Here is a 19,122-nt window from a genome sequence, read left to right as displayed (position 1 = left end):
ACGAGCCCTACGCGAGAACGGTCTTCAGGAACTGACCGGTGTAGCTCTCCTCAACCGAAGCGACGTGCTCCGGCGTGCCCTCCGCGATCACGGTGCCACCGCCCGAACCGCCCTCGGGACCCATGTCGATGATCCAGTCCGAGGTCTTGATGACGTCGAGGTTGTGCTCGATGACGATCACCGTGTTGCCCTTATCCACCAGCCCGTTGATCACGCCGATCAGCTTGCTGATGTCCTCGAAGTGCAGACCGGTGGTCGGCTCGTCGAGGATGTAGACCGTCTTGCCGGTGGACCGCTTCTGCAGCTCGCTGGCGAGCTTGACGCGCTGCGCCTCACCGCCGGACAGGGTCGGCGCGGGCTGCCCGAGCCGGACGTAGCCGAGACCGACGTCGACGAGGGTGGCCAGGTGCCGGTGGATCGCCTTGATCGGCTCGAAGAACTCGGCCGCCTCCTCGATCGGCATGTTCAGCACGTCGGAGACGGTCTTGCCCTTGTAGTGCACTTCGAGGGTCTCGCGGTTGTACCGGTCGCCCTTGCAGACCTCGCACGGGACGTAGACGTCCGGCAGGAAGTTCATCTCGATCTTGATCGTGCCGTCACCGGCGCAGGCCTCGCACCGGCCGCCCTTGACGTTGAACGAGAACCGGCCCTGCTGGTAACCGCGCACCTTCGCCTCGGTGGTGGCGGCGAACAGCTTGCGCACGTGGTCCCAGACGCCGGTGTACGTCGCCGGGTTGGACCGCGGGGTGCGGCCGATCGGCGACTGGTCGACGCGGACCAGCTTGTCCACGTTGGCCAGCCCGTTCACGCGGGTGTGCCGGCCGGGGACCTGACGCGCGCCGTTGAGCTTGTTCGCCAGCACGGTCGCGAGGATGTCGTTGACCAGCGTGGACTTCCCGGAACCCGAGACACCGGTGACCGACACGAGGCAGCCGAGCGGGAACGACACGTCGAGCCCGCGCAGGTTGTGCTCGCGCGCGCCGACGACGGTCAGCTGACGCTTCTTGTCGATCGGGCGCCGGATGGCCGGGACCTCGATCTTGGTGCGGCCCGAAAGGTACGCGCCGGTGATCGATTCCTTGTTCCGCAGGATCTTCTTGTACGGTCCACTGTGGACGATGTGGCCACCGTGCTCGCCGGCGCCGGGGCCGATGTCGACCACCCAGTCGCTGGAGCGGATGGTGTCCTCGTCGTGCTCGACGACGATCAGCGTGTTGCCCAGGTCGCGCAGGCGGACCAGCGTCTCGATCAAGCGGTGGTTGTCCCGCTGGTGCAGCCCGATCGACGGCTCGTCCAGCACGTACAGCACGCCGACCAGACCGGAACCGATCTGCGTGGCGAGCCGGATGCGCTGCGCCTCGCCACCGGACAGCGTCCCGGAGGCGCGGTCGAGGGAGAGGTAGTTGAGGCCGACGTCGAGGAGGAAGCGCAGCCGCGCCTGGATCTCCTTGAGCACCGCGCCGGCGATGACCTGCTCGCGTTTGCCGAGCTCCAGCTCGTCCAGGAACTGCGACGCCTCGGCGATCGAGAGGGCGCAGACCTCGGCGATCGACCGGTCGCCCTGGGTCTTGTGCTCCAGGGTGACGGCGAGGATCTCCGGCTTGAGCCGCGTGCCCTGGCAGGCCGGGCACGGCACCTCGCGCATGTAGCCCTCGTACCGCTCGCGCATGTACTCGGACTCGGTCTGCTCTTGGCGCCGCTCGAGGAACGGGATGACACCCTCGAAGCTCGCGTAGTACGAACGCTGACGGCCGTAGCGGTTCTTGTAGCGGACGTGGACCTGCTCGTCGACGCCGTGCAGGACGGCCTTCTGCACCTTCGCGGGCAGCTTGCGCCAAGGCGTGTCCATCCGGAAGCCGATGGTCTCGGACAGCGATTCGAGCAGGCGGATGAAGTAGTCCGCGCTCTGGCCGCCCGCCCACGGCGCGATGGCGCCCTCGCCGAGGGACAGCTCGTCGTCCGGGACCACGAGCTCCGGGTCGACCTCCTTGCGGACGCCGATACCGGTGCAGTCGGGGCAGGCGCCGTACGGGGCGTTGAACGAGAACGACCGCGGCTCGAGGTCTTCGATCGCCAGCGGGTGGCCGTTGGGGCAGGCCAGGTTCTCGGAGAAACCGCGTACGCGATGCGGGTCGTTCTCCGGCAGGTCGACGAACTCCAGCTCGATCAGGCCGTCGGCCAGCCGGAGCGCCGTCTCGACCGAGTCGGTGAGGCGCTGCCGCGAGCTCGTCTTCACCGAAAGCCTGTCGATGATGACGGCGATCTGGTGCTTTTCCTGCTTCTTCAGCTTTGGCGGCTCGGTGAGCGGGTGGATCGTCCCGTCGACCACGACGCGCGCGTAGCCCTGCTGCTGCAGGTTCTCGAAGAGGTCGAGGTACTCCCCCTTGCGCCCGCGCACGACCGGCGCGAGCACCTGGAAGCGGGTGCCCTCCTCCATCGCGAGCACCTGGTCGACGATCTGCTGCGGGGTCTGCTTGCTGATCGCCTCGCCGCACTGCGGGCAGTGCGCCTTGCCGGCGCGGGCGTAGAGCAGGCGCAGGTAGTCGTAGACCTCGGTGATGGTGCCGACGGTCGAACGCGGGTTGCGCGAGGTGGACTTCTGATCGATCGACACCGCGGGCGACAGGCCCTCGATGAAGTCGACGTCCGGCTTGTCCATCTGGCCGAGGAACTGGCGCGCGTACGCCGACAGCGACTCGACGTAGCGGCGCTGGCCTTCGGCGAAGATGGTGTCGAAGGCGAGACTCGACTTCCCGGACCCGGACAGACCGGTGAACACGATCAGGCTGTCGCGGGGCAGGTCGAGATCCACACCGCGGAGGTTGTGCTCGCGGGCGCCGCGAACAACGAGGCGATCAGCCACGCCAGGGTCCCTTCAGGTTTCATTCTCAGCTGCGGTCGCCGGCCCGGTCGATAGCTGCACGGGCGGCCGCTTCCATGCTACGAGGCACCACCGACAGAAACTGGTTCCGAGTCCTTGACCTGCGGTTTTCCAGGCTTATCGCGTCGATCCCGGCGAGCGGTGAGCCACCGGTGGACCGGCCGTTCCACGCCAGCGGTGATCGCCCAGCCCCCGAGGACGGCGGCGGCCAGCACGATGGGGAGCCGCAGCCAGCCGGGGACGCCGACGTTCAGCAGGGCACGGGCCAGGATGTAACCGAGTTCCTGGTGCACCAGATAAAGACCATACGAGATGCCCGCGAGCCAGGTGACAGCCGGGGCGATCCTGGCGAGCCCGGGGAACCGCCAGTCCGGCCCGCGCGCGGCCAGGCACACCAGCAGCAACATGATCGCGAACCCGATGGCCGAGGGCCAGCGCTCCGGATCGTTCGGCAGGGCTTGGTGGAACGGGAAGACCTGCAGGTCCTGCGCGGCGCAGGCGGCGAGCACGAACAGCGCGAGATGCCAGTGCGCCAGCCGTCGTTTCGCCCACAGCCAGATCGCGATGCCGATGGCGAAGACGTGCACGCGGTGCAGGCCGAGGCCGTAGTAGAAGGTCTCCACGAGCTTCGGCGTGGAAGCCGGGTCGAACACGACGAACCGGAGGAAGAGCGGGACCAGGATCAGCGCCCAGAGCAGCGCGACCGTGAGCCGGTGCGTACGCCACCGGCGTGGCCACAGCAGGGCCGCGGCGCTGAACGCGATGAGCTGGACCGGCAGCGTCCAGTAGGCCCCGTCGAGGTAGTAGAAGAGCTCGTAACGCCAGCCCCATTCCTGGACCATGCCCAGGTTGCCGAGCAGATCGGCGCCGGTGGGGATGTACCAGGGCGACTGGTCGGTCGGCGGGCCCTGCGGAACGCCGAACAGGAATCCGGTCAGGCCCGGCGGGAACGGCAGGCCGCTGAACCGGATCGTCGCGTACCGGGCGACGACGTAGGTGACGGTGACCGCCACCAGGTACGCGGGCACCAGCCGCGCGACCCGGCTCCACAGCCACCGCCCAGGGCGTCCCTTGCGCAGGCTCGCGCACACGAAGAAGGCGGAGATCACCAGAAGGATGGCCGCACCGAACTGAGCCGTTACCCGAAAGGGGTAACCCACCAGTTCCGGATGCAGAAGCGCCCCCTGATGGGTGACGTGTCCGAGCATGACCGCGAAGACGGCGACAACGCGAAGGACGTCCCAGCTGATCTTGCGCGGGGCGCGCGGCGAGGCGTCGGGCACGAGCGTCCTGTGGTTCGGATGGCGGGGCGACGCGAGCCTACGTCGTGCGCCTGTGCGCCGCCTGTGCGGGTGGAACCGATTGCAGGCGAACGACTACCGTGTGCGGTGTGAACATCGTCGAGACCTACACCGGGCACGTCGACCCCGGCGGCGACGCCGCCCGTCGCACCCTGGACGCGCTCACCATCACGAAGCTGTCGGTCGGCCCGATGGACAACAACGCGTATCTCCTGGTCTGCCGCGCCGAGAACGAGGCGCTGCTGATCGACGCGGCGAACGACCCGGAACGGATCTCCGACCTGATCGGCCACGGCCCCGACCGGCCCGCGCTGAGGACCGTCGTGACCACCCACCAGCACCAGGACCACTGGCAGGCCCTCGGCGCCGTCGCCGGCGCGAACGGCTCGAACACCGCCGCCCACCCGCTGGACGCCGAACCGCTGCCGATCCCGCCGGACTTCCTCGTCGAACACGGCGACACCATCAAGGTCGGGCAGATCACCCTTGAGGTGATCCACCTGCGCGGCCACACGCCCGGCTCCATCGCGCTGCTGTACCGCGACCCGAACGGACACCCGCACCTGTTCACCGGCGACTCGCTGTTCCCCGGCGGTGTCGGGAAGACGGGCTCGCCTTCGGATTTCACGTCGCTGCTGGACGACGTCGAGACGCGGATCTTCGGCGAGCTGCCGGACGAGACGTGGTTCTACCCGGGGCACGGGGACGACTCGACGCTGGGTGAGCAGCGGGGGCAGCTGGCCGAATGGCGCGAACGCGGCTGGTGACACTCAAGAGACACACTGAGCGAACTGGGTCGCCCAAGAAACCAGGCGACCCAGTTCGACATCTCCGAGAGGGTTGACCAGCTGTTCACACCTGGATAATCGCACCCAAAACGGTTTTCTGTCATGCCCGTAACGTCGCCTCATTGGCTTGCGACCTATCACGGCAGTCAGAACAGGTACGGATACAAACTCCGCAAGCCAACGCTACACCGTTCAGCAGGTATACGACCTCATGGACAGCGGAAACACGTTCCACACCTACGGCGCAGGGCAACGAGTCAACGTTCATAAATGGAACTGTGGATGCGGTGCTGGCACACTGAGATCAAGTGCGGACTCGACTACGGCGAACAACTTGGACAACCTGAGAATCTGCCGCTGGAAGTAGCTCATCAACTCTTACGCGGACAATCCATCGACGGATGGGCCTGAGCGCAGTTCAGATGGCAACGACCTCGACCAGGTTGTCCAACCCCTTGAAGTCGTCCTCGTTACGCGTGTAGAGCGGCAGTTCCCGAGAGGACGCGATGGCGGCGATCATCAGGTCCATCCGCCGGGGCTTCGGATCCCGGTTCGCCGCGAGAACCAGCGCGACCAGCGTTCCATAACGGGCAGCGGCATCGCCATCGAACGGCAGCGGAGTGAAGTCGACGATCGCAGCGCCGAGCTTCTCGGTGCGCGCCGCGCGAACCGCGGGATCCTTCGCCATCGCCACCCCTTGATGAAGCTCGGCCATGGTGATCGCCGTGAGTTCCGGCATACGAGGCAAAGCCGAGGGCTCGAGGAGACCGAGGTCGATGTAGGTGCAGGTGTCGAGCACACCCGCCTCGTGACGCTCAACCACGACCGCTCTCCCACACATCGCCGGAATCGACGCGATCCTCGGTACCGAAGAACTCGTCAGCTTCTTGTCGCATCTGGGCCGCCGCGACCTTGGGCAACCCTCGATGCTTCTGGACGAGCTCCTCGGCGGTCAGACGCCGCCTACGAGGTATCGGCCGTAGCTCAGCCACTTCGACACCGTTGCGAGTGACGTGGTAGACCTCGCCGGCCTCGACGGCATCCATGACTGCAGCGGAGTTGTTGCGAAACTCGCGCTGGGTGATCACCTTCATGAGAGCAAGTGTAGCCACCTGTAGCGCATTGAGCTACAGGTGGCTACTGTCGAACTCGCTCGCGGCAGGGTCGTGGATCCAGCAGACCTCCCCGGTCGCCGGTATCTCTCCCAACGTCTTGATCTCGCAGGCCAGCCGCCCGAGAATCTCGCTCTTCGACCCCGACCAGGCCACGAAGGAGGGTTCCCGGTCGATCAGATCACCGGGAACCGCGCCGCGGTCGATCAGCTCGCCGACCACGGACAGCAGCGCCGTGGTCATCTCGCTGAAGGTCGCGCCCCGGCCGGCCTTCATCTCTGCCACGACGACCACGACCGAGAGGCCGACGCAGCCTTCCCGGGCGTACTTGAGCAGAGGCTGTAGATCCTCTTCATCGGACATGTTCGACTCCCTGAACCGTAGGCGCTCCAGGGAAAAGCCACCGCCACTCTAGTGGGAGTGGATCTCCGCGCCGAGCGCCCCCTTCCCCAACTGTCACCCACAGTGCCGATAAGTTACGCCGCGTACTCAACGCACCAAGGAGGTTTCGATGACGATCCACGGCGACGACGGCAAGGGCAGCGGCGGCGGCAACACCGGCAATTAGCCACCAGCGGCCGGAGCGGGCCTCGTCGATTCGCGGCCCGCTTCGCTCAGGACTGAGGCCAGCGGAAAGCGATGCCGTATTCCTCCCGCGGGTGACAAGGTTCCAGAAACGTGTGCTCGACGACGCCTCGCCGAATCTCAAGCAGGTGCCGATCACCGACGGGAGGCCGGACCAGACGTTCGTAGTCGGTCTGCTCCGCGTACCACCAACAGGCCTCCGGAACGCAGTCGTCGAACGTGATGCTGATGCTCAGACCTCCTGTCACCTTGCCCTCTTCATCGACGACGCCCGGCGCGATCCCATGATGGTCGACGTCGACATTGATCCAATACCGCTCTTCGTCCGGGTCCTCTTCACAAGCGAGCGAAATGAACTCGTGCCGCTCCCCTTTGCGCAGTGGTCTCGGAAAGCGAAGGTCCACGATCATCGGATCTCCCGGCTGGCCCCCCGGTGAAGTCTCGACATGGCAACCGAAGATCGCTTTGACGGGAATGGACGCCAGATCACCGGTCCACCCCGTCAGAGCCCGCGCCATATAGCCATCCACTCCATCCTCACGAGCGACGACGTTTCTCACCGTCAACCGGCGATGGGCCGTCCGGCGTCGCATTTCCACGGCCACCAGCAGGCGTTCCAGGAATACAGGCTGCGCTCCACCCGAGGGCGTCCTGCCACCGGATCGAGGCTCCGACGAGGCGGCCCGAGCGATCTCCACATAAGGCCGCCAGGCTTCGCCATCGACCGCGAGTACCGCGAGATTCGTCGCCAGACAAGGGGCGAGCTTGTCGCTCACTGCCCGCCGCCAGGCCTTGTGCATCGGCGTCGTCGTGGTCGGCGGCGGATCCCCGAAGACACCGCGCAGGTCCCTCAATTGACCGAAGCGGTCATCCAGCGTCGACTTCCACTCACGCTCCCCTATCCGGAACGCGGCACTCAAAGTGTTGCGGCGCCGGGACTCGGTGGCCGACCCGATCCTCGCGACCTCATCGAGGATCAGTCCCCAGACCGCGAGTGCCCGCTCTTCCGGGGCAGCCGTGGTCATCGACGCCGTCGGCCGGACCAGGCAACCGAGGACGGCGGCCGACTCACTCGCCGGGTCTTCGATCGCGTACCGCAGGAATCTGAGCGGTCGGCCGTCCTTACGGACCGCGAGCCAGCGCAGCGCGGCCTCGACCGCGGCGACCGGACTCGTGCCGCCAAGACACTCGCCCTCCAGCTGGATTGTCACTACGCCCTCCATGAATCACGGCGATGATCGACAATTCGCGACGCGGCAGGACAACGGCCGACGATCGGAGAGCCCACCCTCGACGACAAGAAACTCCTCCTGACCGTGAAAGATCAGAACCGGCGAAGGTTTCGCCGGTCGTCGCGCCCTACGGTGTACTAGTACACCACATGCGGAGGGTTCGACAAATGGTCAAGAAAGCCTCTGACAACGAGCACGACGTAATCGTGAAGCTGATCAAAGCTTCACTTACCGGCGTGGGCGGCCTCTATCTGGTCACCGGATCCTTTGTCGTGACGACTCTCGGCACGACAACCGTGGTCGCCGTGCTCTACCTCAGCGGTTTCCGTCGCCGACCGTAACGTTCGAGCACCCCGGCCCGAACCACTCCGCGATGCCGTACTACGGATACGACTCCGGCACAGCGGTCGCCATCGGCGGCCGTCTGCTCGCGCCCGGGATTCCCCGGAACGCCGCATACGGCGAGGTCGTCGAGCCGGGCTGGCGTCCCCCACCGGTCCGCGTGGTCCGTCCGGGTGACAAGGCCGCGCACCCGATCCGCCGGGCGGTCTGGTCGTTTTGGAGTACTCCGTACCGGCGCCGGCACGGCAGGCATTGGCCCAGCGACTTCTTCCACGCGCTGTCCTGGATCTTGTCGTTCCGCCTCGCGTCCCGCCTCTTCCCCACGACCGCGTTGGTGACCGACGACCGGGGATACGAACTGCTCGTCACCCGGCTGCGGCTGCCCTTCGACGACGTTTCCCTGTCGTTGAACGGACTCGCCGGGCAGGACCCGTCCTGGTGGGCGCTCGGGAAGTTGCACGCGTACCGGGAGCAGCGCGAACCGTTCCTGCACATCGACAACGACGTGTTCCTCTGGCCGGGTTTCCCCGCGGACGGGCTCGACGGGGAGATCGTCGCGCAGAATCCCGAGCACGCACCGGCTTCCGATGCCGGCTACTACCGGCCGTCGGCCGTCGCCGCGGCAATCCGGAGCACCGGCGGCTTCCTGCCGGAGGAATTCCGCGACTACACCGGGGAAGCCGCGCTGTGCACCGGAATCGTCGGCGGCACGGCGGTTCCCCTTCTCCGCCGCTACGCCGACCTCGCCGTCCGCATGGTGGAGTCGGCCGAGAATCAGGCGGCCTGGCAACGGCTCGCACCGCTCGAGGACTTCAACCTCGTTGTCGAGCAGTACCTTCTCGGCGCGCTGTGCTGGGGCGGGCGCACCACCGACGTGCAGTGCGTCTTCGGTTCTCAGGAGGACTGCTATCGAGAGGACGATCGGAGATTCACGCATCTCATCGCCTCCGCGAAAAGCGATCTCCGTTATCTCAACCTACTCGCGGAGCGAGTGAAAAACCATTTCCCCGCCGACTTCGAGATCGCTCGACGACTATACGGCGATCAGTAACGATAAGGCCAAGAATGCCAACCGACCCGGCGATCCAGGCGTCTTTTCGAAATCAGCTCTCCGGCAGGAGGTCATCGCCATGGCCATCAACCTCCGGCGCGCGCTCGGAGCGCTCGCCGCCACCTCCCTCATGCTGACCGGCACCATCGCCGCGGCCGCGCCCGCTTCCGTCGCGGCCCAGGCGATCCCCACGATGACGGGGATCCGCACCGGCCAGAACACCGGGTTCGACCGGATCGTGCTCGACCTGACCGCAGGCCCGGCACCCGCCGTCCGCTACGACCTCGTCGACGAGTTGATCGCCGACGGCTCGGGCGAGATCGTCTGGCTGACCGGGGAATTCTTCATCGCGGTCACCGCGACCCCGGCCGCCGCGCACGACGACGCCGGGAATCCCACCTATCCCGGTCCGCAGAAATTCAGGACCCGGAATCTGCGCAACGTCATGGCGGTCGCGGTCACCGGCGACTACGAAGGCACCTTGTCCATCGGTCTCGGTGTCCGGTCGAGGACCGCGGTCACCGTGTTCACGCTGACCTCTCCGAACCGGGTCGTCATCGACGTCCGTCATTGACCACGAGCGGGAATCCGTGAAGGCTTTTCGCCGTCCGCCGCATTTTTGGTGAGCAAAATCCTTTTCGGATTCCTGCGGTGAAAATCCCGATCTGCCCCATCGGGCGATTTTTCGGAAATCCAGGTATCTGCCGCCGGGGATCGCGTTCCTTCCTTCCGTCAGCATCACCGCCGCTGCGAAGGAGAACCTCATGCCGACCCCACGCAATCCCGACACCCCGTCCTTGGGCCCGGGTGGCGACAACCTCGAAGCGGGCCCTGGCAGTTCGGGCCTGGGAAGCTTCTCGAACAGCGAAATCGGCGAACTGGTCACCCAGGCCGCCGAAACCATGGCCGCGTCCGGCGAAGACGCCGAGCGCAATTACCAGCGAAGCCTCGACCGGCTTCGCGAGCGGGCGGACGACGTCGTCCCGGCGCTCGGCGCGCAGTACGACGCCCTGTCCGAGGAGCAGTACCTCGAGCGGTGGGGCCTGGTCCAGTTGCTCACCGATCTCCGGCACGCCGCCGCCGTCCCGGCGCTCGAAAACGTGCTGCGCCAGCCGATCCCGCCGGAGCGTTCCGACGACCCCGCACACGGGATCAGCACGGTCGGCGAAGAGGTGATCATCCGCACCACCGCCGTGGAAGCGTTGGCGCGCTTGGCATCCGCCGGGGACAGCGCGGCGAAGGAGCTGCTGCTGCGGCAGGTCCGGCACGAGGTGTTCACGGTGCGGCGCGCGGCGGTCCAGGCCATCGCCGAGACCGGGGACACCGAACTCACCGCGCGGGTGCGCGAGGAGCTCAGCGGCACCGAGGACGAGCGGCTGCTGAACATCCGGCGGGTCGACGTCCGCGGTGTCCCGCAGGCCGTCGGCGGCCGGTACGTGAAGGACTCGCGGACCGACGACGTGCCACCGCCCGAGCCGCCGCGCTCCTGAACAAGAACGAATTCCTTCTACAGACAGGTGATCTCCGATGGCCACTTGCAGCTACACCGTGCCTGACAAGAACGTGACCGGGGACAATTTCTACGGTGCCTCGATCTGCAATCAGACCTACATCGACTATTTCTGGAACACCTACGGTTTCGCGGGCAACAAGGACTACTGGGATGACGGCTTCGGCTGGGAAGACGCGTGCAACACCGACAAGCCGCTGGCCCGGACGTTCAACGCGTGCTACCTCCTGACCTATTCGGCACAGGACTACCAGAACGACGCCTATTCCGGCGCGATGCTGAACTGGGCACGCCGCTACGTCCGCGACAACTGCGACGACCTCCGCTCGCTTTGCGGCGACGGCAGCGCCATCGCACGCTCGTTCAAAGGGGCGTTCGTCGACGACCGGATCGAGTTGTACCTGGGTTTCTGGTACTCCAAGGACGTTCCCGGCCGCGCCGAGACGCTGATCCACGAATCGCGCCATCAGGGCGGGAAGCCGCACAACGCGAACTTCCCGGCGGGTTCGGTGTTCGGCGCCGGCAAGAGCGGGGCCGACTCCACCTGGGGTTACGAGGGCGCCTGGATGTACGGCGCGCTCTACCTGTGGTGGTTCTACGCCCAGGGCGCCCGCACGACGTCGGCGTTGCGTGAACGAGCCCGCCAGCGCGGGAACCTCGTGATCGACAACGCCTTCGCGACCCATCCGGGCTTCAACATCTGAGTACCGACAGGGCCCTCTCGTACTGCAGGCGGGAGGGCCCTGTTCGTGAAATACCTCTGATGACTTCACCAATGTACCGCTCATCGGGGCTTGACCACCGCGTTTTCTGACGCAATCATCGGATCTCTCGGTAACCATGCCCTGGATGAGAGCGGATGGTCATGAGAGTTCACCGCACCGCCTGGCTCGCCCTGGTCCTCGCCCTGCTGGCGAGCCTGCTCACCACGACCGCGGCGAGCGCGGAAGTGCATCATCCCCGCCAGAAGTGGTTGCGCGAGGCCACCGCCGGACTCTTCCTCCACTGGGGCATGTTCACCGCGCCACGCCAGACCGACTGCGCCGCTTGGGAACGCGCCGTCACCGACGGCGGCTGGAGCGCCGACTACTGGGTGGACGAGGCCCGCAAACTCGGCGCCTCCTACATCGTGCTGGCCACCTTCCACAGCAGGCTGGGCTACGCGCGGCCATGGCCGTCGGCGATCCCGGGCAGCTGCTCCACCCGTCGCGACCTCCTCGGCGAACTCGTCAAGGCAGGCAACGCGAAGGGCGTCCGGACGATCCTCTACATGACCGACGATCCCCAGTGGCACAAGGAGACCGGTGTCGAGTCACTGGATTCCGCCGCGTACTCCGCCTACAAGGGCAAACAGGTCGACCTCACCACCCGCCCGGGCTTCGGCGAGTACAGCTACGACCTCTTCCACGAGGTCATGGACCGCTACGCGGACCTCGCCGGGTTCTGGATCGACAACGACAACGAGTACTGGGAAAAGAACAAGCTCTACGAACAGATCCGCGAGAAGCGCCCGTCCTGGTTGCTGAGCAACAACAACGAGGACACCCCGATCATGGACACGGTCAGCAACGAACAGAAGACGGGCATCACGCCGCCGTACGACTATCCGCAGGCCGCGTTCACCCCGATGCCAAGGCTCACCGAAGCCGACTACAAACTGCCGACCAACGGTGGCTGGTGGTACGACGGCACCGACCAGGCCGTCGACTTCCGGCTGTCCACCGGGCGCTACATCACCAACGCGGGTTCGTCGATGAAGTCGCTGATGGCCGAAACCCGATGGTGAACGGGAAGTTCCCGCCACAGCAGGAGGCGTACAACAACTTCATGGCGAGCTGGGTGCCGCCGATCAAGTCCTCCCTGCAGGGCAAAGAGGGCGGCGGATACATGTACGGCGGGATGCAACCCGGGTTCTGGAACGACGGCGCGCACGGTGTGATCACCGTCGAGCCCGGCGCCGGAACGCAGTACCTCCACGTCGTCACCCGGCCCCGCACCGACCTGCTCCGCCTGCGCGACAACGGTTACAAAGTGACCAGGGTGTCCGACGTGCGCACCGGGAAGCAGCTGCGGTTCAGTCAATCCGGCGGTTATCTGACCATTGTGGACATCAAGGACTGGGACACCTACGACACGGTGTTCAAGGTGGAGACGGCCGGGCAGCGGTACTTCCACGACTCCCGCACGATCAAGGCGACCGCTTCGTCCTCGCGCGCCGGGCATCCGGCGTCGAACCTCGTCGACGGGAACTTCGAGAACTACTGGGACGCCGACGGCAAGCAGCCGGTCTCGGTGACCTTGGACCTCGGCAGGCGGCGGACCGCGGCCTACCTCGCGGTGAATCAGCGCGAGATGTCGCCGACCCACGCGCGCGAATCGTTCGGCAGGCCGGAGGACTCGGCCCGGATCCAGGACTATCGCCTCTACGTCAGCGACGACGGGCGGAACTGGGGTGAGCCGGTCCGCACCGGCGCGATGCCGAGCGCCCGCGGCGTGCAGTTCATCGACTTCGGCGAACGGCAGACCCGGTTCATCAAACTCGAGGTGCTGAACACCTGGTCGGGACCGCAGGCGAAACCGTTCTACCGGCAGTTGGCCATCGACGAGATCAACGTGGCGTACGGCTACCCGAGTTCGGCATCGGGCGCGCAGGTTCCGCTGGAGGCCGAGGCCTTCCGCAACGATCACGACGGCCGCGCCCACCTGGGCCACTGCTCGTCCTGCTCCGGATCGTTCCAGGTCACCGGCCTCGGCGGCGGCCCGCGCAGCTCGGTCACCTATCCGGACGTGATGGCCGCTGAAGCCGGAACCCACCGGCTTCAGCTCGACACCACGGGCGGCCCCGCGACATCCGTGGCGGTGAGCGTCAACGGCGGTGCCCCCGTCGAGACCGCGATCGGCGCCGGAACGCCGGGAGTCGTGGCGTCGACGGCGATCCCCGTCGCGCTGAACGCCGGCGCCAACACGGTCAAGGTGTTCAGCAACGCACGCTCGGGACCTGGCCTCGACCGGATCGCGATCGCTCCCCTGCCGCCGTCGTCCTACACGCCGAAGACGACTCTGACCGTCGAACCCGGTGGCATCCAATGGCTCTCGCCAGGGCAGCAGTCCTTGCAGGTGACCGCGAAGCTGCGGCTCGACGCCGACGACGCGATCGGGAAGGTCTCCCTGGCACCGGTCGTCCCGGCGGGCTGGACCTTGCGGGGCGCTCCGGCGACGGCGGAGTCCATGCGCGTCGGCGACGAACTGCAAGCCTCCTGGACGCTCGTCTCGCCCGAAGGCGTCACCGCGGCCGACATCCCGGTCACCGCGTCGTTCGACCTGCTCGGACGGGCGAAAACAGTGAGCAAACCGGTCCGGGTGAGCCCACGGCCGGCGGACCGGGTCTTCATGCGCGAGGCCGAGGACTCGGCGAACGACGTCGGCGACGCGGGCGTCACGAACTGCGGCGTGTGCTCCGGTGGTCAGAAGGTGCGCAACATCGGCGGCGACCCGGCCTCGTCCGTGCGCTTCGACGGCGTCACCGTGCCCGAGACCCGGCGCTACACCCTCTACCTCGACTTCACCGTCAACGGGCCGCGCTCGTACTTCGTCACGGTCAACGGCGGCACGCCGATCGAGGTCAAGGTCGACGGTGCCGGCAACAACACCCAGCTCACGACGTCTTTGCCGGTCGAACTGAAGGCGGGGGCGAATACGATCGAACTGGGCAACGACCACGCGTCCGCCCCGGATCTCGATCGGCTGTCACTGGGGTGAGGTACCGGCTTGACCCTCTCCCCGGGAGAGGGTTCAGGCTGGTCCCATGACGACCTTGATGCCGATCGGCGTGTTCGCGCACGCCACCAGGCTGTCGGTCCGCGCGCTGCGGAACTACGACCGGATCGGGCTGCTGGTGCCCGCCGTCATCGATCCCGCCACCGGGTACCGCCGGTATTCGCTCGACCAGTTCGCCCGCGCGGGCCTGATCCGGCGGCTTCGGGAACTGGAAGTGCCGCTGGCCGAGATCGCCGAGATCCTGGACGCGGGCGACCCGCACGAGGTGCGGGCCGCGATCAAACGGCATCACGACCGGGTGGCGGCGCGGGCCGCGGAACTCGCGGCGATCAGCGACGAACTCGACTCCGTGCTCGCCGAACCGACGCGGTGGTTGCACGTCTACGAACGCGTGCGCGCACCGCAGCAGATCGCCCGCCTGGCGATCCGGACTCCGCTGAACGGCCTGGCCGAGCTGATCGGCCCCGCGTACACGCGGCTGTTCGCGGCGCTCGACGCTCAGGGGGTCAGACCGTCCGGCCCGCCCGGAACCCGTTACCTCGCTACTGATCCCGACGAGTTGACGATCGAACTGTTCGTACCCGTGGACGGGCCGGTTCGGGACGACGGCGACATCGGCGCCGCCGAGCTTCCCGGCGGCCTGCTCGTGGCGACGATTCACGAGGGTCGTTACGAAGACGTCGAGACCGCATACCGATCACTCGGCCGCTGGATCGCCGAACGCGACCGCGTCCCCGCGGGGCCCGCCGAGGAGTTGTACCTGGTGGCACCCGGACCGTCGGTCGCGCCCGAGGCGTACCGCACCGAAATCGCCTGGCCGGTGGCCTCGTGATCCTCGACGGAATCAAGACCACGGGCGGGGAGCACTGCGAGACCAGCACACTCGACGTCCTCCTGCGGCACGCCGGGATCGAACTGTCCGAGCCGATGCTGTTCGGACTCGGCGAAGGCCTGGGGTTCATCTATTGGGACGGGAAGAACCTGCCGTTCCCCTTCCTCGGCGGGCGTGCCAAACCCGCCGAGATCACCCGGAGGCTGACCGACCGGCTCGGACTGGCCTTGCGGGTCAAGGAAACGTCGTCGGTGCGCACGGCGTGGCGGAACGTGGTCGAAGAGATCGACGGCGGGGTGCCTGTCGGCCTGCAGCTCGACTCGTACCACTTGGAGTACTTCACCTCGAAGGTCCACTTCGGAGGGCACTTCGTCGCCTTGTACGGCTATGACGACGAGCGAGCCTTCGTCGTCGACACGGCACAGCAGGGTGGATCGGTGTCGACATCCTTGGAGAGCCTGGAACGCGCTCGCGCGGAGAAGGGCCCGATGACCGCGAAGAATCGTTCGTTCACCATCGCCGCCGATGCGCCTGTCAGGCCACTTCCGGATGCGATCCGGGCCGCGGTGCGGGCGAACGCGGCGGAATTCCTCAACCCGCCCATCGCGAACCTCGGGTATCGCGGCATCGGCAAGGCCGCCGTCCAGGTGCGGAAATGGCTGGACCGCAGCGACGATCCGGCCCGCGACCTGCCGCAGGCCGCGGTCCTGATGGAGCGGGCGGGCACCGGCGGCGCGCTCTTCCGCCGGATCTACCGCGACTTCCTCGAAGAGTGCACGACCCTCGTCGACGACGCCGGTCTCCTCAGCGCGTATGAGAAGTACCGCGAGATCGTTCCACTGTGGACCGAAGTCGCGCGCTTGTGCACACAGGCAGGGGAAACCGGCGACGCCCGACCGCTCGACGAGGCGTCCGCCGTCCTGTCCGAGCTGGCTCAGCGCGAACAGGAGGCGATGACGGCGCTCGCGACGGTTCAGTGTGAGCGTTCGTAGGGCAGCTTCTCCCCCGCTTCCACCGCGAACGGCAGATCGTTGCCCGCCGGCGGCAACGGGCACGTGGCGAAATCCGTGAACGCGCAGGGCAGATTCGTCGCTCGGGTGAAATCGAGGACGACCGATCCGTCCTCGGCGGGCCCGGGGACCGCGAGCGACCGGTTCGCCGCGTAGGTGGTGACGCCGCTCGTGGCGTCGGTGAACAGGATGAGCAGGCCGTCCTTCTTGCCGTTGAACGCGGTGAGCGTGTGCTCCGCGCCGTCGTGCTCGAAACGCACGATGCCCGGGGAGACGTAGACGTGACTGAGCCCTTCGACGACCGCTCCGACCGTCGTCGGCCGCGGTTCGTCGAAGGGCTCGAAGGTTCCGGAGAGCACCCAGGACTCGTCGGGCTCGTACGCCGGGACACCGCGGAAAGCGTTGAGCACCGGTGCCTTCGGGTCGTGCGTCCGGATCAGATACCCGCCACGACGCGCCACTTCGATCTCGATGTCGCCGGCGACGACCCGGGTGGTCGCGCCGCTGTTGACCAGCTCGAAGCGACGAACACCGGTGACGCGTTCGCCGTCGTGCGAGAGGCCCGCGCCCTGCGGGTCGAGGTACGCGGCGTCGGCGTCCTGCCACCACAACCCGGGCAGCCCCTCGTACGCGCGCGGCTTGTCCTCCAGCCAGTCGAGCGAGACCAGGGCGAGCCAGCCGAGCGGATCGGCGAGATCGCGCTCGCGCTGGGTCTTCCAGCTCTGCCAGTCCCGCGTGAACGTGTCCAAGCTTGTGCTCATCGCCGATCCCTTCCGTGACCTTGCTCGTTCCCCCTGGTCAACGGACTGGTGGCGGCGATATTTCCCGTCCCGGAATGTGGTCGCCCGTGACACCCTCCTCGGCCGAGACCAGCTCGGCGATCGGCGCGAAGAAGGCCTTGATCCCGGGCAGGTTGGCGCCCTTCTCCCGGGACGCGGCGAAGTCCTCGGAGGAACGCCACCACACGACGTCGAGCCAGGTCTCGTCGTCGACCCGGATCAGCTGGGCGTCCAGGAAGCCCTCCCTGTCGGCCCGGAAGTCGGCGATCATCGCGGGACGGGCCTGGAGGAGCTCGTCCGCGCGGTCGGCGGGGACCTTGAAGCGGGTCAGTTCCACTGTGGTCGTGGTGCTTGTCGTCATGGTGTGGATGTTAGGCGACTGCTGTTCGCGTTCGGTCGGCTACTCGCTTTGCTCGATGCCCCGCATTTAGTCGACTAAATGCGCAGGTTGGCTTCGCAGGGTGATTCGGCATTGGTGGCCATTTCACCCTTCCGTGTTATCGGTGCGAGTTGGCTTGTCGCTTAAAATTACGAACACGTGTTCGATTTTTCGGGTATTATGGAGTTGTGTCCGAGACCTTCCTTCCCGAGTTGCCGCAGGAGTTGTGGCGCGCTGGCAAGCTGGAGCTTGCTCATGGCGTGCTGCAGTCGTTGCAGGTGATCCGGATGGCGACCGCGTGTTTGGGGCGGTTTCTGGCGGAGATCGAGTCTCGTGGTGTCAAAGACTTGTATGGGCATGGGAGTACGGCCAGTTGGTTCGCGGAGATTGCAGGGTTGTCTCGGGGTGAGGCGGGCGCGGTGGTGAAGCGGGCGATCGCCCTGAATTCCACCCGGGCTTTGGATGGAACCGAGGTTCCGCCCGTTGCTCCCGCGACTGCCGCGGTCGCGGCTCAGGGATTGGTCGGGGATGAGCGGATTGATCAGATCCTGGAGATCTTGAAACGGCTCCCCGCCGACACCTCCGCTGAGGATCGGGCGAGTGCTGAGAAGATCCTGGCCGAGCTTGCCCCGAATGCCGGGCCCCGCCAGCTCGCCGGCGCCGAAGCGAAACTGCAGGACTGGCTCAACCCCGACGGCAACGAACCCAAAGACCCCGAACCCAAAGAACCACGCCGCGAAATCACCCTGGAACGCCGCAAAGACGGGTTCTGGAAACTCACCGGCCTCCTCGACGACGAGACCGGGGCCCGCACCGCCGCCGCTTTGGAGGCACACGCCCAGCCACGCCCGGTGGACGAGTTCGGTCAGGCTGATCTGCGGATGAAATGCGAACGCCTGGGAGACGCCTGGGCCGAACTCCTCGACCTGGCGGTCGCCTGCCCCGACCAGCCCGGCACCAGCGGCTACCGGACCCTCGTCCACGTCACCATCGGACTCGAGGAACTCAAATCCGGCCTCGGCACCGCCTGCCTCGACTTCGTCGGGACGATGACCGCCCGCGAAGCCCGGCTCGCCGCTTGCGACTGCCTCATGCTGCCGGTCGTCATGAGTGCCTCGGGTGAACCTCTGGATATGGGACGCCTGAGACGGTTCGTCACCCCAGGGCAGCGACGTGCACTCAACATCCGCGACGGTGGCTGCGCATTCCCTGGGTGTCACCGGAAACCCAAGAACTGCCACGCCCACCACGTTCATCACTGGGCAGACGGCGGGCCGACGGATCTTCGGAATCTCGTGTTGCTCTGCGGGTTCCATCATCGGTTGATTCACCACGGCGACTGGCAAGTACGGATGGCCGCCGATGGGCTACCGGAGTTCATCCCACCCCAATACCGGGACCCACTCCGACAACCCAGGCGCAACACCCTGCACCACATCTGAGCACCGAGTAGCCCGCCAGCCACCCAAGGCGACGGGTCCCTCGGCATGCCCACCGACACCCTACATCGCCGTCATCACGCCTGAAACTGTTCGGTACCGGC

Annotated in this window: 18 protein-coding genes and 1 pseudogene; 11 read left to right on the top strand and 8 right to left on the bottom strand. The window is 66.7% G+C overall.

The window, feature by feature from the left end; translation table 11 throughout:
• Positions 1 to 7: 7 nt before the first annotated feature.
• On the bottom strand, positions 8 to 2,863 hold the full coding sequence (gene uvrA / locus AB8M46_RS32415) for an excinuclease ABC subunit UvrA (RefSeq protein ID WP_394362689.1): 2,856 nt from the start codon (positions 2,861 to 2,863) through the stop codon (positions 8 to 10).
• 77 nt (positions 2,864 to 2,940) lie between these two features.
• The gene (locus tag AB8M46_RS32410; RefSeq protein WP_394362688.1) at positions 2,941 to 4,164 is read right to left on the bottom strand and encodes an acyltransferase family protein; all 1,224 of its coding nucleotides are present in this window, start codon (positions 4,162 to 4,164) and stop codon (positions 2,941 to 2,943) included.
• Positions 4,165 to 4,271: 107 nt separating this feature from the next.
• Between AB8M46_RS32410 and AB8M46_RS32405 the strand changes: the two genes are divergently transcribed.
• Positions 4,272 to 4,949 carry an MBL fold metallo-hydrolase gene (locus AB8M46_RS32405; protein ID WP_360087676.1) on the top strand — a complete coding sequence of 226 codons (678 nt, stop codon included), beginning with the start codon at positions 4,272 to 4,274 and terminating at the stop codon, positions 4,947 to 4,949.
• Positions 4,950 to 5,097: 148 nt separating this feature from the next.
• A complete protein-coding gene (locus tag AB8M46_RS32400; RefSeq protein ID WP_394362687.1) occupies positions 5,098 to 5,337 on the top strand; it encodes a DUF3892 domain-containing protein in 240 nt (79 codons plus the stop codon).
• A gap of 51 nt (positions 5,338 to 5,388) precedes the next feature.
• Here AB8M46_RS32400 and AB8M46_RS32395 read toward each other — a convergent pair whose 3' ends face one another.
• The 4 genes from AB8M46_RS32395 to AB8M46_RS32380 all read right to left on the bottom strand — a co-directional run bounded on the left by AB8M46_RS32395 (position 5,389) and on the right by AB8M46_RS32380 (position 7,890).
• Positions 5,389 to 5,769: a type II toxin-antitoxin system VapC family toxin gene (locus AB8M46_RS32395; protein ID WP_394362686.1), complete on the bottom strand. Its 381-nt coding sequence runs from the start codon at positions 5,767 to 5,769 to the stop codon at positions 5,389 to 5,391.
• A 16-nt stretch (positions 5,770 to 5,785) separates the two neighbouring features.
• The gene (locus tag AB8M46_RS32390) at positions 5,786 to 6,064 is read right to left on the bottom strand and encodes a type II toxin-antitoxin system Phd/YefM family antitoxin (RefSeq protein WP_038511408.1); all 279 of its coding nucleotides are present in this window, start codon (positions 6,062 to 6,064) and stop codon (positions 5,786 to 5,788) included.
• Positions 6,065 to 6,097: 33 nt separating this feature from the next.
• On the bottom strand, positions 6,098 to 6,445 hold the full coding sequence (locus AB8M46_RS32385) for a hypothetical protein (protein ID WP_394362685.1): 348 nt from the start codon (positions 6,443 to 6,445) through the stop codon (positions 6,098 to 6,100).
• A 251-nt stretch (positions 6,446 to 6,696) separates the two neighbouring features.
• Positions 6,697 to 7,890 (bottom strand): hypothetical protein, encoded by a 1,194-nt coding sequence (locus AB8M46_RS32380; RefSeq protein WP_394362684.1) that lies wholly within the window; start codon positions 7,888 to 7,890, stop codon positions 6,697 to 6,699.
• A 176-nt stretch (positions 7,891 to 8,066) separates the two neighbouring features.
• On the opposite strand from AB8M46_RS32380, the gene AB8M46_RS32375 reads away from it, so the two are divergent.
• The 8 genes and pseudogenes from AB8M46_RS32375 to AB8M46_RS32340 all read left to right on the top strand — a co-directional run bounded on the left by AB8M46_RS32375 (position 8,067) and on the right by AB8M46_RS32340 (position 16,403).
• Positions 8,067 to 8,240, top strand: a complete 174-nt coding sequence (locus AB8M46_RS32375; RefSeq protein WP_199755044.1) for a hypothetical protein — start codon at positions 8,067 to 8,069, stop codon at positions 8,238 to 8,240.
• Positions 8,241 to 8,272: 32 nt separating this feature from the next.
• On the top strand, positions 8,273 to 9,292 hold the full coding sequence (locus AB8M46_RS32370) for a DUF6734 family protein (RefSeq protein WP_394362683.1): 1,020 nt from the start codon (positions 8,273 to 8,275) through the stop codon (positions 9,290 to 9,292).
• Between the two features lie 79 nt (positions 9,293 to 9,371).
• Entirely contained in the window at positions 9,372 to 9,866 is a 495-nt protein-coding gene (locus AB8M46_RS32365) for a hypothetical protein (RefSeq protein WP_394362682.1), read from the top strand.
• Positions 9,867 to 10,056: 190 nt separating this feature from the next.
• The gene (locus AB8M46_RS32360; protein ID WP_037345557.1) at positions 10,057 to 10,782 is read left to right on the top strand and encodes a HEAT repeat domain-containing protein; all 726 of its coding nucleotides are present in this window, start codon (positions 10,057 to 10,059) and stop codon (positions 10,780 to 10,782) included.
• Positions 10,783 to 10,819: 37 nt separating this feature from the next.
• A complete protein-coding gene (locus AB8M46_RS32355) occupies positions 10,820 to 11,506 on the top strand; it encodes a hypothetical protein (protein ID WP_007028085.1) in 687 nt (228 codons plus the stop codon).
• A gap of 155 nt (positions 11,507 to 11,661) precedes the next feature.
• Positions 11,662 to 14,561 (top strand): annotated as a pseudogene (locus tag AB8M46_RS32350) (alpha-L-fucosidase).
• A 46-nt stretch (positions 14,562 to 14,607) separates the two neighbouring features.
• Entirely contained in the window at positions 14,608 to 15,411 is an 804-nt protein-coding gene (locus AB8M46_RS32345) for a MerR family transcriptional regulator (RefSeq protein ID WP_394362681.1), read from the top strand.
• Positions 15,408 to 16,403 carry a BtrH N-terminal domain-containing protein gene (locus AB8M46_RS32340; RefSeq protein WP_394362680.1) on the top strand — a complete coding sequence of 332 codons (996 nt, stop codon included), beginning with the start codon at positions 15,408 to 15,410 and terminating at the stop codon, positions 16,401 to 16,403. The genes AB8M46_RS32345 and AB8M46_RS32340 overlap by 4 nt, the downstream gene beginning before the upstream one ends.
• Here the strand turns inward: AB8M46_RS32340 and AB8M46_RS32335 are convergent.
• Together AB8M46_RS32335 and AB8M46_RS32330 are read right to left on the bottom strand one after the other, a co-directional pair.
• A complete protein-coding gene (locus tag AB8M46_RS32335; RefSeq protein ID WP_394362679.1) occupies positions 16,385 to 17,182 on the bottom strand; it encodes a DUF1684 domain-containing protein in 798 nt (265 codons plus the stop codon). The genes AB8M46_RS32340 and AB8M46_RS32335 overlap by 19 nt on opposite strands.
• A 37-nt stretch (positions 17,183 to 17,219) precedes the next feature.
• Complete coding sequence (locus AB8M46_RS32330; RefSeq protein WP_394362678.1) at positions 17,220 to 17,561, bottom strand: antibiotic biosynthesis monooxygenase family protein; 342 nt, start codon at positions 17,559 to 17,561, stop codon at positions 17,220 to 17,222.
• 206 nt (positions 17,562 to 17,767) lie between these two features.
• Between AB8M46_RS32330 and AB8M46_RS32325 the strand changes: the two genes are divergently transcribed.
• A complete protein-coding gene (locus AB8M46_RS32325; RefSeq protein WP_394362677.1) occupies positions 17,768 to 19,021 on the top strand; it encodes a DUF222 domain-containing protein in 1,254 nt (417 codons plus the stop codon).
• Positions 19,022 to 19,122: the final 101 nt, after the last annotated feature.

This window comes from Amycolatopsis sp. SB7-3 (assembly GCF_041021335.1).
GTDB lineage: Bacteria > Actinomycetota > Actinomycetes > Mycobacteriales > Pseudonocardiaceae > Amycolatopsis > Amycolatopsis japonica.
Note: the sequence above shows the minus strand (reverse complement) of the source record. Positions and strands in the feature narration are given on the sequence as shown.

Bases quoted from the DNA above. Each gene is read 5' to 3' on its own strand.
- AB8M46_RS32370 (WP_394362683.1), top strand. From the start codon at position 8,273: ATGCCGTACTACGGATACGACTCCGGCACAGCGGTCGCCATCGGCGGC.
- AB8M46_RS32360 (WP_037345557.1), top strand. From the start codon at position 10,057: ATGCCGACCCCACGCAATCCCGACACCCCGTCCTTGGGCCCGGGTGGC.
- AB8M46_RS32390 (WP_038511408.1), bottom strand. From the start codon at position 6,064: ATGAAGGTGATCACCCAGCGCGAGTTTCGCAACAACTCCGCTGCAGTC.
- AB8M46_RS32365 (WP_394362682.1), top strand. From the start codon at position 9,372: ATGGCCATCAACCTCCGGCGCGCGCTCGGAGCGCTCGCCGCCACCTCC.
- AB8M46_RS32330 (WP_394362678.1), bottom strand. From the start codon at position 17,561: ATGACGACAAGCACCACGACCACAGTGGAACTGACCCGCTTCAAGGTC.
- AB8M46_RS32345 (WP_394362681.1), top strand. From the start codon at position 14,608: ATGACGACCTTGATGCCGATCGGCGTGTTCGCGCACGCCACCAGGCTG.
- AB8M46_RS32375 (WP_199755044.1), top strand. From the start codon at position 8,067: ATGGTCAAGAAAGCCTCTGACAACGAGCACGACGTAATCGTGAAGCTG.
- AB8M46_RS32385 (WP_394362685.1), bottom strand. From the start codon at position 6,445: ATGTCCGATGAAGAGGATCTACAGCCTCTGCTCAAGTACGCCCGGGAA.
- AB8M46_RS32355 (WP_007028085.1), top strand. From the start codon at position 10,820: ATGGCCACTTGCAGCTACACCGTGCCTGACAAGAACGTGACCGGGGAC.
- AB8M46_RS32335 (WP_394362679.1), bottom strand. From the start codon at position 17,182: ATGAGCACAAGCTTGGACACGTTCACGCGGGACTGGCAGAGCTGGAAG.
- AB8M46_RS32380 (WP_394362684.1), bottom strand. From the start codon at position 7,890: ATGGAGGGCGTAGTGACAATCCAGCTGGAGGGCGAGTGTCTTGGCGGC.